15 protein-coding genes and 1 pseudogene are annotated in these 14,451 nt (G+C 38.3%); 9 read left to right on the top strand and 7 right to left on the bottom strand.

Annotation, left to right across the window (positions count from 1 at the left end):
• Positions 1-200: 200 nt before the first annotated feature.
• The 5 genes from DK865_RS07875 to cspE form a co-directional block, all read right to left on the bottom strand.
• Positions 201-1,115: a toll/interleukin-1 receptor domain-containing protein gene (locus tag DK865_RS07875; RefSeq protein WP_109391617.1), complete on the bottom strand. Its 915-nt coding sequence runs from the start codon at positions 1,113-1,115 to the stop codon at positions 201-203.
• A 151-nt stretch (positions 1,116-1,266) separates the two neighbouring features.
• On the bottom strand, positions 1,267-1,803 hold the full coding sequence (locus DK865_RS07870) for an AAA family ATPase (protein ID WP_109391616.1): 537 nt from the start codon (positions 1,801-1,803) through the stop codon (positions 1,267-1,269).
• Positions 1,804-2,074: 271 nt separating this feature from the next.
• Positions 2,075-2,533: an Hsp20 family protein gene (locus tag DK865_RS07865; RefSeq protein WP_023582443.1), complete on the bottom strand. Its 459-nt coding sequence runs from the start codon at positions 2,531-2,533 to the stop codon at positions 2,075-2,077.
• A 183-nt stretch (positions 2,534-2,716) separates the two neighbouring features.
• Positions 2,717-2,881, bottom strand: a complete 165-nt coding sequence (ymcF, locus tag DK865_RS18810; protein WP_088495869.1) for a cold shock small protein YmcF — start codon at positions 2,879-2,881, stop codon at positions 2,717-2,719.
• On the bottom strand, positions 2,865-3,077 hold the full coding sequence (cspE, locus tag DK865_RS07855) for a transcription antiterminator/RNA stability regulator CspE (protein WP_006537195.1): 213 nt from the start codon (positions 3,075-3,077) through the stop codon (positions 2,865-2,867). Before cspE ends, ymcF begins: the two co-directional genes overlap by 17 nt.
• A gap of 548 nt (positions 3,078-3,625) precedes the next feature.
• Here cspE and DK865_RS07845 point away from each other — a divergent pair.
• A pseudogene (locus DK865_RS07845) lies at positions 3,626-4,495 on the top strand (tyrosine-type recombinase/integrase); the annotation flags it as partial.
• 109 nt (positions 4,496-4,604) lie between these two features.
• On the opposite strand, the gene icd reads toward DK865_RS07845, so the two are convergent.
• A complete protein-coding gene (icd, locus tag DK865_RS07840) occupies positions 4,605-5,858 on the bottom strand; it encodes an NADP-dependent isocitrate dehydrogenase (protein WP_023582546.1) in 1,254 nt (417 codons plus the stop codon).
• Positions 5,859-5,996: 138 nt separating this feature from the next.
• Here icd and rluE point away from each other — a divergent pair, with 138 nt between their 5' ends.
• From rluE to DK865_RS07800, 8 genes are all read left to right on the top strand, one after another.
• Positions 5,997-6,626: a 23S rRNA pseudouridine(2457) synthase RluE gene (gene rluE / locus DK865_RS07835; RefSeq protein WP_109391615.1), complete on the top strand. Its 630-nt coding sequence runs from the start codon at positions 5,997-5,999 to the stop codon at positions 6,624-6,626.
• Positions 6,619-7,068, top strand: coding sequence for an NUDIX hydrolase (locus DK865_RS07830; protein ID WP_109391614.1), 450 nt, complete (start codon positions 6,619-6,621; stop codon positions 7,066-7,068). The genes rluE and DK865_RS07830 overlap by 8 nt, the downstream gene beginning before the upstream one ends.
• A 114-nt stretch (positions 7,069-7,182) precedes the next feature.
• Positions 7,183-8,286, top strand: a complete 1,104-nt coding sequence (mnmA, locus tag DK865_RS07825) for a tRNA 2-thiouridine(34) synthase MnmA (protein WP_023582548.1) — start codon at positions 7,183-7,185, stop codon at positions 8,284-8,286.
• A gap of 2 nt (positions 8,287-8,288) precedes the next feature.
• Positions 8,289-8,918: a high frequency lysogenization protein HflD gene (gene hflD, locus DK865_RS07820; RefSeq protein WP_036913363.1), complete on the top strand. Its 630-nt coding sequence runs from the start codon at positions 8,289-8,291 to the stop codon at positions 8,916-8,918.
• A gap of 31 nt (positions 8,919-8,949) precedes the next feature.
• Positions 8,950-10,320 (top strand): adenylosuccinate lyase, encoded by a 1,371-nt coding sequence (gene purB, locus DK865_RS07815; protein ID WP_109391613.1) that lies wholly within the window; start codon positions 8,950-8,952, stop codon positions 10,318-10,320.
• Between the two features lie 212 nt (positions 10,321-10,532).
• A complete protein-coding gene (gene phoP, locus DK865_RS07810; protein WP_109391612.1) occupies positions 10,533-11,207 on the top strand; it encodes a two-component system response regulator PhoP in 675 nt (224 codons plus the stop codon).
• A gap of 1 nt (position 11,208) precedes the next feature.
• Complete coding sequence (phoQ, locus tag DK865_RS07805) at positions 11,209-12,672, top strand: two-component system sensor histidine kinase PhoQ (RefSeq protein ID WP_109391611.1); 1,464 nt, start codon at positions 11,209-11,211, stop codon at positions 12,670-12,672.
• A 180-nt stretch (positions 12,673-12,852) separates the two neighbouring features.
• The gene (locus tag DK865_RS07800; protein WP_109391610.1) at positions 12,853-13,974 is read left to right on the top strand and encodes a ribosomal protein uL16 3-hydroxylase; all 1,122 of its coding nucleotides are present in this window, start codon (positions 12,853-12,855) and stop codon (positions 13,972-13,974) included.
• 101 nt (positions 13,975-14,075) lie between these two features.
• Here DK865_RS07800 and DK865_RS07795 read toward each other — a convergent pair whose 3' ends face one another.
• On the bottom strand, positions 14,076-14,384 hold the full coding sequence (locus DK865_RS07795) for a hypothetical protein (RefSeq protein ID WP_023582553.1): 309 nt from the start codon (positions 14,382-14,384) through the stop codon (positions 14,076-14,078).
• Positions 14,385-14,451: the final 67 nt, after the last annotated feature.

The raw sequence follows: 14,451 nt of genomic DNA, 5'->3' as shown, positions 1-14,451 counted from the left end.
TGATACGAATTAGTACGACATGACTTACATTGCTTCTTGCGTTTATTTTATATGCCGATATGACTCCTAGCGTATCGGCATTTTTTTATTTTGTTTTGGGCGGTTCTTTCATACTTATAGTTTAGATATTCTGTTCAGCGCCAAGAGCAGTCATAGGCACCCTGAAAATCACACTATTCTTGACTTTAACCCGTTCAATCTCAATGTTCATGAAGAATATCATACGAGAATGTGACGTGTTCACGAACAAATTCTTTATCCTTTACTGCAGGTTGTATTTGCTCAATGGTGATTACACAAAGAATGCCCGCGGAGTTCATGAGAACTGCTTTTTGCCTAACTTCGAGTTGGACAGTTCGAATAGACCTGATTAACGGCTTGTAATCTAATGGTTCGGAACACGATTCAGGAAGAAACCAAACAGCCTCGAGTCCATAATCTTTATAGATCCTAATTGTCTCACTATTTGCTTCGTCGATCATTATATCAAAGTGATACTCACCATAACCTACTCGGTAGAAAGGATTATCATTGTAACAAAAGGTCACGCGACCATTGAGAGCTGGACTAGTATAGTATGCAGGGTCACGCATATTACTTATGCACTCAAGCCGAGCAGCACGTTCACGAAGCATTGGTTGATGGATAGCATGACTTTTGTCGGCCGGTAAGCCTTCAATCCAACGCCAAACATCCTCAATCTGAGCTGCTCCAGGAAAATCCTCTTTATCTGGGCAGCAATTGAAGTCAAAGCCTTTTGGATTATGCTCAACTAACCAAGCTGGCAACTTTCGTTCGGGATTTTGAACAAAAATAACTGATAACCAAGCATTAGGCTTGTGCAAAAAAGCCTCACTTATCCATTTAGTCTCAATTCCTACCCCTGAATTTGGCATGTTATTTGCTCTATGTACATAGTTATCATCAACAATTAAAAGCACATGTGTGGCCTCAGTAACCTCTCTCATAAATCCATTCAAGCTGGAGCCATATTCAACAGCTTCATCAATTTTGATAGCATAACCAGCCAGATGGAGATGGCTTGCTAACAAACGAACCCATGCCCGATGGCTTTCAGACGTCCATGCATAAGAGATAAATAAATTGCTTTTCATTCTTCCATTTCCAATGTGATCAATACTGATAATTATAATTTAGGTTACTAAAGAATCTTGTTTGTAATCAATAAAAACCATGACGTCAGCTCTTCGCTCATTGCTGCCACTGGATCTTTCCTAAAGCAGCTTTGTGCCTGAAGTAGAGTTACTAACTTTTTCCGTTGGAGAGTTTCTCAAGTGTCGGATATTGGGAAAGAACTTCGATGATCCGTGAGACACATTCATCACTGGATAAACTGTATGAGTCTAAAATAAGGTGTTCTCTGTTCCATGGTTCATAAGTCAAGTTTGTGACATGTTTCCAGTCAGGCAAGGTTAATCCCTCAACTTCAGACACTCTGGTTTCAACTCGTTTACGATGCTCAATTATATCGGAACATATGATCTCAATTTCTAAATAACCAGTTCTTGTGGATAAAGCTATTTCTCGATAGGCATCACGGGTTAACGCCAATGGATTCACTGAGTCAGCAATTACTGTCGCCCCTAATTGTAGATTCTCTCTGGCGAGTGAGTAAGCGACAAAATAACCAGCTGGCCCCATTTCGCGATCATCTTCATCGGCTTTGTGTATGGCTTGCTCAATCGTGTCGATTCGCAAGTAAAAAGCGTTTAACCGCTTTGCCAAAGCCTGAGCGATAGTACTTTTTCCGCTTCCCGGCAAACCACTGAAGATGATTAGCATAACTTGTCCTTTAAATAATGAAATCTAATAACATTAAAATATTTCGAACCCTAAATTGTTGGGTTTCGTGAAACTATTATGACAAGCGGTATGACAAGAGTCGAAGAGTATTACTGCTTGTGTTAATACTTGACGTGTCCGTCTTCGCTCAGATCTAATTGTGTTCGACTCACAATCTTTGCAAACCCAAATTTGAATGAATGCTCTTACAAAAACAATTAAGGCTACACATTATGTGTAGCCTTAATCTTATTCACGTTATCTAACTCAATTATTTTTTATCTTTATTTTCTATCGCTATTGTTTGCCGTTTCTCTTCTTCCGGTAACTCATACTCAATAGCAATAGTCAGAAGCCCACTTGATAAATCGGCTTTTTCTATTTTAACATTTTTACCGAGGTCAAATTGCAACGTAAATTGCCCTTGAGATATGCCTCGGTGGATCCATTTATCATTGTCTTCTTCTGATTTTTCTTCTTTTTTCCCTTCAATCAATAAACGACTTCCTTTTAATGAAACCGATAGGTCATTTTCTTGATATCCAGGCACACTTACTGTCAGTTCATAATGGTTATCATCAATCTGTTTCAGGTTATAAGTCTGTACAGGTGATGCAATGGGCTTACTGCCTGTTAACTGACTAAACAGGCGATCTATCTGATCAAAACGATTTGAAAGTAAGTTGTCAGATAATGTTGGGAATAATGAAAAAGGTTTAATGTTAGGCATATAACTCCTCCTTCAGTATTTAGTGAATTATGGGCGGTATCTTATTTGCCCAAAATATAAATATGAACGAGCAAAATTTTTTCAAGGCCTAAAACCTAAATTTTTTATCTTTAACCCGCATGGGATTATAGATAGCAAAAAACCCCGCCGAAGCGAGGTTTTGTATATTCAACTATTTAATGCTTAACTCATTTGAGCTGTCATCACACTTTTGCAAAAGATACATTTTGCGCCATGTGGATTATTCACTGTGACATCAAATTGTGATGTTCTATATTGTGAACTGCTACAACAAGGGCATTTAAAATAGAGGCGAATAGTAATAGCGCCTTTAGAGAGCCACCACATTGCCTGCAGCTGGGCCTTTCATACCATTTTCCATGGTGAATGAAACTTGTTGGCCTTCCGCTAATGTTTTGAAGTTATCACTTTGGATTGCAGAGAAATGTACGAAGACATCTTTGCTGCCATCAGCTGGAGTAATAAAACCAAAACCTTTACCTTCATCGAACCATTTTACTGTGCCAGTCATTGTATTAGACATAGAATTTCCTTTAATTTATTTAATTTGCCATAAGGCATATGCGGTTTGTTTTGTATTTTTACTTATGGGAATTAATTAGAAGGAATTCACAATGAAGAGGTATCGAGGATAACGCTAAACGGGAACAACTTTAAACTTACTAACATAAATAGGTCTGTACTTCCAAACCAGTGACGCTATTAAGCCATAGAAAAATTCAGATAGCAAACTTTATTTTTTAGCGATAAGTCAGCTTAAGTAGACCTATAAAAAACACACCCCCGTTATACTCACGAGGTTTTCAATAGGTAAGAGGCGTAATATCAAAACCATCATTAACACAATATATTGCGTTTTGTAATTACTAAAGACTATAAATATTGTGTTTTATAATTATTTTATCCATATCTAATTTTACGTTATCAACCGATAAGCACCCTTCAATAAATCCTTCCGCTGTCTGCAATCACTTAGCCACTTCATTATGAGAAATACCGAGCTTTGAAGCCATTGAACGCAAAGGATAATTCTTCACATAGTACATAATAACCAACTGAAATAAGTAACTATGGATGGATAAATATTTAGATATTCAAAAAGAAAGATTAGATATCGGTGAATTAAAAATTAATTCTTATCGACAAAAAATGAAACCTATTAATTTATTCCGTCAGTATTGTGGTACGAAAATATTAAAAGAGATAACCGCTTTAGATATTGCTGAAATAATAGATTCCGTCAAAGTATTAGGACATTCAAGAATGGCTCAGGTCGTTCGCATGGTGCTTATTGATGTATTTAAAGAAGCTCAACATGCTGGCTATGTTCCTCCTGGTTACAACCCTGCGAAAGCAACTAAACAACCACGGAACAGAGTGAAAAGAGAACGCATGACATTGGACGAATGGCGCACTATTTACCAGCAAGCTAAGAACCATCCTCCTTACTTGCGATGCGGCATGTTGCTGGCCTTAACCACAGGTCAGCGGATCGGTGATATCTGTAAAATGAAATTCTCTGATATTTGGGATGATATGTTACATATACAGCAAGAGAAAACGGGGAGTAAGTTAGCCATCCCTCTCTCGCTAAAATGTGAGGCTATCAACCTCTCCTTAAGGGATGTTGTTGCTCAATGTCGTGACGCGGTTGTGAGTAAATATCTCGTGCATTATCGACATACCACCGCGCAAGCGAAACGTGGCGAACAAGTCACACCAAATACATTAACCACAACGTTTAAAAAAGCGCGAGATAAATGTGGGTTAACTTGGGAAAAAGGTACGGCACCTACTTTCCATGAACAACGTTCTTTATCCGAGCGGCTTTATCGTGAGCAAGGAATTAATACACAAAAATTATTGGGGCATAAAACACAAAATATGACTGATAAATACCACGACGATAGAGGCAAAGAATGGCAAATTATTGCTGTTTAATTGAACAGTTTTGGGGAAGAGTTTTGGGGATATTTTGGGGAAGAATTTTATAGTACAAAAAATAAACGGGAACTAATAAGCTCCCGTTAACTATTTATCAAATCAACAATTACATATGTTTGATAATCGCGTCACCAAACTCGCTACATTTCAGCAGTTTAGCACCTTCTAACTGACGTTCGAAATCATAAGTGACAGTCTTAGCGGCAATCGCGCCTTCCATACCTTTAATGATTAAGTCAGCAGCTTCTGTCCAACCCATGTGGCGTAGCATCATTTCTGCGGAAAGAATAATAGAGCCTGGGTTAACTTTATCTTGGCCTGCATATTTCGGTGCTGTACCGTGTGTTGCTTCAAATAAAGCACACTCATCACCAATATTTGCGCCTGGTGCGATACCAATACCACCCACTTGAGCTGCTAATGCATCAGAAATATAGTCACCATTTAGGTTCATACATGCGATGACATCATACTCTGCTGGACGTAACAGGATTTGTTGTAAGAAAGCATCAGCGATAACGTCTTTAACGATGATCTCTTTACCTGATTTTGGATTCTTAATTTTAACCCAAGGACCGCCATCTAATAATTCACCACCGAACTCTTCGCGAGCTAACTCATAACCCCAGTCTTTAAAGGCACCTTCGGTAAATTTCATAATATTACCTTTGTGTACCAGAGTGACTGAATCACGGTCGTTATCAATAGCGTATTCAATTGCAGCGCGAACTAAACGTTTAGTTCCTTCTTCTGAACAAGGTTTGATACCAATACCGCAATCTTGTGGGAAGCGGATTTTGGTCACACCCATTTCAGTTTGTAAGAACTTAATTACTTTATCTGCTTCTGCTGAGCCCGCTTTCCACTCAATACCTGCATAGATATCTTCTGAGTTTTCACGGAAGATAACCATATCTGTGAGTTCAGGTTGTTTAACTGGGCTTGGAGTGCCTTTGTAATAACGTACTGGACGTAGGCAAATATAGAGGTCTAGTTGTTGACGTAATGCAACGTTTAATGAACGGATACCACCGCCAACTGGGGTAGTAAGAGGACCTTTAATAGAAACACGGTATTCACGGATAAGATCTAAGGTTTCTTCAGGTAGCCAAACATCTTTACCATAAACCTGTGTTGATTTTTCACCGGTGTAGACTTCCATCCACTCAATCTTACGTTCTTTGCCGTAAGCTTTCTCAACAGCTGCATCAACAACTTTTAACATTGCTGGCGTAACATCAATACCGATACCGTCCCCTTCGATATAAGGGATAACCGGATTATTTGGAACAACAAGCTTACCTTTAGCATCTAGTGTAATTTTAGCGCCATTAGCCGGAACAACTACTTTGCTTTCCATCTACCTCTCCTTTCATGTAAGCGCACGCTTTGTTAATTTTTTGTAAGAGACCTGTCAATACTACTTGATTATTCAGCTAACGCCAATCGCTTCTCTTTTAAGGTATAATCAATCTCCCATTTTTTACAAAAATTAACTATGGCAAATCAACTTAAAAATAGCGCTAAATCGAGAAAACATCACACTCCATCAGCACAAAGAAAACCAGTACGCCCAAGAGGTGAGCGTAAAGTTGTTATCTTTAACAAGCCATTCGATGTCCTTGTACAATTTACAGACGAAAATGGCAGAAAAACACTAAAAGATTTTATTCCTATTCGTGATATTTATGCAGCAGGACGTTTAGATAGAGACAGTGAAGGACTTTTAGTCTTAACAAATGATGGGAAGCTACAAGCACAATTAACACAACCAGGTAAAAAAACAGGAAAAATCTACTATGCTCAGGTTGAGGGCATTCCAAGTGCTATCGCATTACAACAATTTAGCAATGGATTAGAGCTTAAAGATGGCAAAACATTACCTGCACAAGTCGAAATAGTTGAACAACCTGAATGGATATGGGAGAGAAACCCTCCAATTAGAGAACGTCAAACTATCCCGACAACTTGGTTAAAAATAACCTTATTTGAAGGTAAAAACCGTCAAGTGAGACGAATGACGGCTCATATCGGTTATCCAACATTACGTTTAATCCGCTTTAGTATGGGCAATATTACATTGGATAATTTGTTACCCGGTGAATGGAAGGAGATTGATTTTGTTTAAACCTAATGTGACTGTTGCGTGTATCGTTCATGCAAACGATAAGTTTCTTGTTGTTGAAGAAACGGTCAATGGAAAAGCAACCTGGAATCAACCGGCTGGACATCTTGAAGCCAATGAAACACTTATTCAGGCTGTTCAGCGTGAATTATGGGAAGAAACGGGATTAACACTTCCTGTTCAACATTTTCTTAAATTACATCAATGGATTGCCCCGGATAAAACACCCTTTCTACGTTTTCTTTTTCTTATTGAAGCACAAGAACAATTTGAAACTCAGCCTCAAGATAGCGATATTGATTGCTGTCACTGGGTTAGCGCCGATGAAATTATTCATAGTCAGCAATTACGTTCACCGTTAGTAAGAGAAAGCCTACTCTGTTATCAACAAGGTGAACGCTATCCTCTTTCCTTATTAAGTAGCTTCGGAACGCCTTTTAATTAAATAAAGGAAAAGGGAAAGAAAAAACAAAGCATCAAAAACAGAGTAAGACTTGATGCACCTATGTTAGTGATATGGTAAAGTATGGCGCTTATTTTTCCGCAGTGAGATCCCGTTATGTCAGATAACAGCCAAAAAAAAGTCATCGTAGGAATGTCCGGTGGCGTAGATTCATCCGTCTCAGCCTATCTTCTTAAGGAACAGGGATATCAGGTCGTTGGTCTGTTTATGAAGAACTGGGAAGAAGATGACGATACAGAATATTGCTCAGCCTCTACCGATCTTGCCGATGCGCAAGCTGTGTGTGATAAACTTGGCATTGAGCTTTATACCATCAATTTTGCTGCTGAATATTGGGATAATGTTTTTGAACACTTTTTATCCGAATATAAAGCAGGTCGCACGCCAAACCCAGATATTCTATGCAATAAAGAAATAAAATTTAAAGCATTTTTAGAATATGCGGCTGAAGATTTAGGTGCCGATTACATTGCAACAGGTCACTACGTTCGCCGTCGTGATATTGAGGGTAAAAGTCAATTACTTCGCGGTGTTGATAATAACAAAGACCAAAGCTATTTCTTATACACCTTAAGTCATGAGCAAATTGCAAAAAGCCTTTTCCCTGTTGGTGAAATGGAAAAACCTGAAGTCAGAAAAATTGCCGAAAAACTGGAATTAGCGACAGCAAAGAAAAAAGATTCAACGGGTATTTGTTTTATCGGCGAACGTAAATTTACCGATTTCTTATCGCGTTATTTGCCTGCAAAACCCGGTGCTATCGTGACTGTTGATGGTGAAACTATTGGTGAGCACCAAGGCTTGATGTATCACACATTAGGTCAGCGTAAAGGCTTGGGTATTGGTGGTACAAAAGATGGCGGAGAAGATCCTTGGTATGTAGTGGATAAAGATGTTGAGAACAACATTCTTGTTGTCGCTCAAGGTCATGAGCATCCAAGATTAATGTCTGTCGGTCTAATTGCTCAGCAATTACATTGGGTATCAAGAGAACCTATTACTGAAGCTTTCCGCTGTACTGTTAAAACACGATATCGCCAACCTGATATTGCGTGTACAGTAACACCATTAGGTGAAGACAAAATTGAAGTCCGCTTTGATTGCCCTGTTGCAGCTGTTACTCCGGGACAATCAGCCGTCTTTTATCAAGACGAAGTCTGTTTAGGTGGCGGTATCATTGAAACCCGAATTCAGGAGTAGATGTGGCTAAAGATTTTCGTGATATTACACTTGCATTGGCAGGCATCTGCCAAGCAAGTCGTCTCGTTCAACAAATTGCTTACCAAGGTAATGCGAACGAGAATGATGTTGAAGTGATGGTTAACAGTGTTTTTAATCTCAACCCAACTTCAACATTAGATGTTTATGGCAATCAAGTCAGCCACTTAAAATTAGGCTTTCAAACACTGAAAGCCATTCATCAGGCGGTAAGAAGAGAAAAATTAACACTTGAACTAATGACTTACCAGCAGGGCTTAATCAATCTAGAGCGTCTTATCAATAGAAATAATGATTATAGCTCTCGTTTATCACAAAAAATTTCTCAATTAGAGCGCCAAAAAAGTTATTTTGAACCCATGTCCGAAGGTGTATTTAATGCCCTTGCTGGCGTTTATGTTGATGCAGTTAGCCCTGTCGGCCCTCGCATTCAGGTTCATGGCTCGATTGATCTATTAAATACACCTATTATTCAAGCTAAAGTTAGAGCGCTATTATTAACTGGCATTCGTAGTGCGGTGCTCTGGCGTCAAGTCGGTGGTCGTCGTTTTGATTTTTTACTGCATCAAAAGACTATCCTACGACAAGCTGATGATTTTCTCGCTCAATGTTAATACTTTAAATTCAACCTGGGAGTTGCCAACAATGGAATTATCTTCGCTGACAGCGATTTCACCGATTGACGGTCGTTACGGTAGTAAAACCTCGTCGTTACGTTCTATTTTTAGTGAATTCGGTCTTCTGAAATTCCGTGTACAGGTAGAAGTTCGCTGGCTACAAAAGCTGGCATCTTGCGCCGACATTAAAGAAGTTCCCGCCTTTGAAAAAAACGCAAACGATTACCTTGATGCGATCGTTGCTAACTTCAATGAAGAAGATGCGGCTCGTATTAAAACGATCGAACGCACCACTAACCATGATGTAAAAGCCGTAGAATATTTCTTAAAAGAAAAAGTGGCGACCATCCCTGCTTTACATCAGGTTTCTGAATTTATTCACTTTGCCTGTACTTCTGAAGATATTAATAACCTGTCTCATGCTATTATGCTCGAAACGGCACGCCAAGAGATCTTATTACCTGCATGGCGTGAACTTATTGATACCATTAGTAAAATGGCTCAAGAATACCGTGATTTGCCCTTGCTATCTCGCACTCATGGTCAACCAGCAACACCATCTACAATTGGCAAAGAGTTTGCTAACGTTGCCTACCGCATGGAGCGTCAATATCGCCAACTCACGCAAGTTGAGATCTTAGGTAAAATCAATGGCGCAGTCGGTAACTATAATGCTCACTTAGCCGCCTATCCAGAAGTCAACTGGCATCAATTTAGTGAAGAATTTGTCACTTCACTTGGTATTACATGGAATCCATATACAACTCAAATTGAACCACACGATTATATTGCGGAGCTTTTTGATTGTATTAGTCGCTTCAATACTATTTTGATCGATTTCGACCGTGATATTTGGGGTTACGTAGCACTGAACCACTTTAAACAAAAAACTATTGCAGGTGAAATTGGTTCATCAACCATGCCTCACAAAGTAAACCCAATTGATTTTGAAAACTCTGAAGGAAACTTAGGGTTAGCAAATGCAGTTATGGGACATCTTTCAAGCAAATTACCTGTTTCTCGCTGGCAACGTGATTTAACAGACTCAACTGTACTGCGTAATTTAGGTGTTGGTATGGGTTATGCGCTGATTGCTTATCAATCAACCGTGAAAGGTCTTAATAAACTTGAAGTGAATGAAAACCATCTTCGTGAAGAGTTAGACTGCAACTGGGAAGTATTAGCAGAACCAATTCAAACTGTAATGCGTCGTTATGGCATTGAAAAACCTTATGAAAAACTAAAAGAACTTACTCGTGGTAAACGTATCACAGAACAAGATATGGCCGTTTTCATTGATGGTTTACAACTACCAGAAGATGAAAAAACACGCTTAAAAGCAATGAAACCTGAAAGTTATATTGGTTTTGCAACCCAACTTGTTGATAAATTAAACTAATTTATCTCTCTAAAAAGGCAGATAATTTCTGCCTTTTTTTATAATCCAAACACAAAGAAAACTATCTATAACTTAAACACTTTGCTGGATACAGTGTTTTTTAAGCGATAGATTGTCTATGATTGCCCATATTTTTTCTGATAGGTTGACTATCATTTCCTATATTTATTTTACAACAGTGAGTTTTCGCTGCTTGTACTCAAGGTGGAATAATGCGGATCTTAATTATTGAAGATAATATCTTACTTCGCCATCACTTATCCGTGCAATTTCGTGATGCAGGGCATCAGGTTGATGCGGCAGAAGATGCCAAAGAAGCAGATACTTTTATTGCAGAAGGCATACCTGATGTTGCGATTGTGGACTTAGGATTGCCGGATGAAGATGGCATCAGCCTTATTCGTAGATGGCGAGAGAATAACATTACCCTACCAATAATGGTTTTAACAGCTCGAGAAAGTTGGCAAGAAAAAGTTTCCGCGTTAAATGCGGGCGCTGATGACTATGTGACAAAGCCCTTTCATTTTGAGGAAATTGTTGCACGTATTCAGGCATTAATGCGAAGAAACATGGGAATTGCATCGCAAATCCTCGCCATTGAACCTTTTGAATTGGATTTATCACGTAAAGAGTTCATGATTTCAGGAGAACAAATTAAGTTAACTGCATTTGAATATACAATTTTAGAAACCTTAATGCGTAATCAAAATAAAGTTGTTAGCAAAGATGCATTAATGCGTCAATTGTACCCAGATGCTGAATTAAAAGAGAGTCACACGATTGATGTGCTAATGGGACGACTACGTAAAAAAATCTTAGAAAAATATCCTGATGATGTAGTGGTTACAGTGCGCGGACAAGGCTACCGTTTTGATATGAAATCTTAATATGCAAAAAAAACAGCGCTCTCCACTCTCATTACGAACTCGTTTTTTACTTGCAACCAGTGCCATAATTTTGGCACTTACGCTCTCTTATGGGTTAGTTGCCATTGTCGGTTCGATAGTCAGTGTAGATAAAACCACTTTTATGCTAATGCGTAGTCAAAGTAATCTTTACTACAGCTTGGCACAGTGGGATAAGGGCAAGCTGAATATTGAGTTTCCTACGAATCTTAATAATAACAACACTTCACTGGTGGTCATTTTTGATGATAAAGGCAACGTGTTATGGACACCTCCCGATTTACCGAAAGCCATTCCAGATAGCATTAAACATAAATGGCGCCATGAAGAAGGCTTATTTGAGACCTCCGTTGATATCAAAACAACACGTTTAATGTTAAAGCAGTTACCGCAATATCGTGTTTATCTCAAACGTCTTGAAGAATACTCGAGTAATGAGTTTTTAACTCACTCAGTTGTGATTAATCATTATCCTGCCGCTGATAATATGCCTTATATGGCGATCGCGGTTATTGATCCTATTCCTCAACGTATGCAAAAAGTCAGTCAAGTTTGGGATTGGTTCTTATATATCATTCTTGCCAATCTCTTTTTGGTTGTTCCCTTAATTTGGTTGGCTGCACATTGGAGTTTAAGCCCCATAAAACAAGTTATTGAACAAATCAGTGCATTAGAAAAAGGGACCCGCAATGATTTGGATGAAAACCCACCAACAGAGTTAAAAGGCGTAGTCCGAAATTTAAATGTGTTATTGCGTAATGAACGCAGCCGTTACAGTAAATATCGCACAAGTTTATCTGATCTTACCCATAGCTTAAAAACACCGCTTGCCGTGTTGCAATCAACATTACGCTCTTTACGTTCGGGCAAACAGATGACAATAGAGCAAGCTGAACCTATCATGCTCGATCAAATAGAACGGATTTCACAACAAGTTGGTTATTATTTACATCGAGCATCCATCCATGGTGATCACGATATTACCACGCGAAAACTCCACTCACTGTCAGGATTGCTAGATAATCTTTGCAGCGCATTAAGTAAAGTTTATCAGTCAAAAGGTGTTGATTTAACACTCAATGTTTCACCTGAAATCATGTGGTTAGGTGAGAAAAATGATTTTATGGAAGTCATGGGTAATATTCTTGATAACGCCTGTAAATACTGCTTAGAATTTGTCGAAATCAATGTTAGCAATAATGAAAATAGTGTAATTATTATTGTTGATGATGACGGTCCTGGTGTCAGCCCTGAAAAAAGAGAAGCTATTTTCCAACGAGGAACAAGAGCAGACACTCTGCGCCCTGGACAAGGGTTAGGATTATCTATCGCGGTAGATATTATTGAACAATACTGTGGTGAAATTACTCTTACCGATAGCCCTTTAGGTGGTGCGCGTATCACAGTAATCTTTGCTGAGCAGCAACTTACTACTGAGCGAGAATAATCATTGTTGATATAACGCTTCTTTTTTAAATCACCGCCCAATATACGGCGTTATGTATGATATCTGTTCAGTTATTATCGCGTTACTCGCTATTACTCACATTGCTCAAAGGAATGTTTAGCAGGAAATTAGAATTCATTATACTATGGCTTCAGGCTTCCCGAATTCAGGATATACACAATGGACTATAAACTTAATTTAGATTGGCAATCATTCCTCGAAAGCCATTGGCAAAAACGCCCTTTATTAATTAAAAACGGCTTCTCTCGTTTTGTTGATCCTTTATCTCCTGACGAACTTGCTGGTCTTGCAATGGAAGATGAAGTAGATAGCCGTCTTGTTAGCTGTCAAGACGGACAATGGGGAGTCAAACACGGGCCTTTCGAGCACTTTGAAGGACTTGGTGATAAAGATTGGTCTTTACTTGTACAAGCCGTCGATCACTGGCATTTTCCTAGTGCGGCATTAATGAAGCCATTTCGTGTGTTACCCGATTGGCGCATTGATGATTTAATGATCTCTTATTCTGTCCCCGGTGGTGGTGTAGGACCACACCTTGATCAATATGATGTCTTTATTATTCAGGGGCAAGGTCGCCGTCGTTGGCGTGTGGGTGAAAAAATCCCAATGAAACAACACTGCCCTCACCCTGATCTGCTTCAAGTTGATCCTTTTGAAGCAATTATTGATGAAGAATTAGAACCGGGTGATATTCTTTATATCCCACCTGGATTCCCACATGAAGGTTATGCGATTGAAGAATCGCTAAACTACTCTGTGGGATTCAGATCACCTAATGCCCGTGAGCTTTTCAGTGGTTTTGCTGACTATGTGTTAGCAAATGATTTAGGTAGCTATCGTTATAGCGATCCTGATCTAACACCGCGTGAAAATCCAGCGTTAGTGCAACATCAAGAGTTAAATAAGCTTCACGATATGATGGAAGATTTACTTGCTCAACCAGAAGTATTCCGTCATTGGTTTGGGGAATTTATTTCTCAATCTCGTCATGAACTTGATCTCGCCGTTCCTGAGCCTTTATATGAAAATGCAGAAATTCATGATTTACTGCAACAAGGCGAGCAACTTCATCGTTTAAACGGTCTTCGCGCACTGCGTGTTGGCGATAACTGTTTTGTAAATGGTGAATTAATAGATACAAATTATATTGAAGCAGCAGATGCGCTTTGCCAATATGATTATATTGATAAACAACACCTAGGTGATGCATTAGCTGATCCGAAGTTTGTACGTTTATTAACACACTTAGTTAATCAAGGTTATTGGTATTTTGAAGATTAATATCAATAATTCTCGATATAGTTAACGTTAAAAGCCCTGCAATATTAATTTGCAGGGCTTTTTTAATACCTAATAATAAAAAATATATTTCATTTTAAAATCTAATGAATTAAATAATTTATCGATTCTTTTAAAAGTACTCTTGTATTATGAAAGAGAAACGGAATTGCAACAAAAAAAGCGCTTTGTAAGAAAAAGAGTAATAAAGTGTGCTTGCTGTTTGTCGTAAATAAAGAAAATAAAACTATGAAAGCAATAATAAAATAACTAAAAATAATAATAAATGAATGTTTTTCAGATCCTTTGATTAAACATTCACTTTCATTGTTAATATTATTTTCTTTTTGTTGATTTAACTTAGTTTGTTTTTTAATTGAGGAATTAACTAATTTTCCTGAAATCGCATCCATTCTACCATCCTTATATTATCATTTTATAATAATTATAGATGAAATTGAATTATTCTAATTTATCAAT

This window comes from Proteus cibi, assembly GCF_003144405.1.
Classification (GTDB): domain Bacteria; phylum Pseudomonadota; class Gammaproteobacteria; order Enterobacterales; family Enterobacteriaceae; genus Proteus; species Proteus cibi.
This window is presented reverse-complemented; position numbering and strand designations above follow the sequence as displayed.

Coding starts and splice junctions, on each gene's coding strand:
- DK865_RS07875 (WP_109391617.1), bottom strand. CDS start 1,115: ATGAAAAGCAATTTATTTATCTCTTATGCATGGACGTCTGAAAGCCAT.
- DK865_RS07870 (WP_109391616.1), bottom strand. CDS start 1,803: ATGCTAATCATCTTCAGTGGTTTGCCGGGAAGCGGAAAAAGTACTATC.
- DK865_RS07865 (WP_023582443.1), bottom strand. CDS start 2,533: ATGCCTAACATTAAACCTTTTTCATTATTCCCAACATTATCTGACAAC.
- ymcF (WP_088495869.1), bottom strand. CDS start 2,881: ATGTGGTGGCTCTCTAAAGGCGCTATTACTATTCGCCTCTATTTTAAA.
- cspE (WP_006537195.1), bottom strand. CDS start 3,077: ATGTCTAATACAATGACTGGCACAGTAAAATGGTTCGATGAAGGTAAA.
- icd (WP_023582546.1), bottom strand. CDS start 5,858: ATGGAAAGCAAAGTAGTTGTTCCGGCTAATGGCGCTAAAATTACACTA.
- rluE (WP_109391615.1), top strand. CDS start 5,997: ATGGCAAATCAACTTAAAAATAGCGCTAAATCGAGAAAACATCACACT.
- mnmA (WP_023582548.1), top strand. CDS start 7,183: ATGTCAGATAACAGCCAAAAAAAAGTCATCGTAGGAATGTCCGGTGGC.
- purB (WP_109391613.1), top strand. CDS start 8,950: ATGGAATTATCTTCGCTGACAGCGATTTCACCGATTGACGGTCGTTAC.
- phoP (WP_109391612.1), top strand. CDS start 10,533: ATGCGGATCTTAATTATTGAAGATAATATCTTACTTCGCCATCACTTA.
- phoQ (WP_109391611.1), top strand. CDS start 11,209: ATGCAAAAAAAACAGCGCTCTCCACTCTCATTACGAACTCGTTTTTTA.
- DK865_RS07800 (WP_109391610.1), top strand. CDS start 12,853: ATGGACTATAAACTTAATTTAGATTGGCAATCATTCCTCGAAAGCCAT.
- DK865_RS07795 (WP_023582553.1), bottom strand. CDS start 14,384: ATGGATGCGATTTCAGGAAAATTAGTTAATTCCTCAATTAAAAAACAA.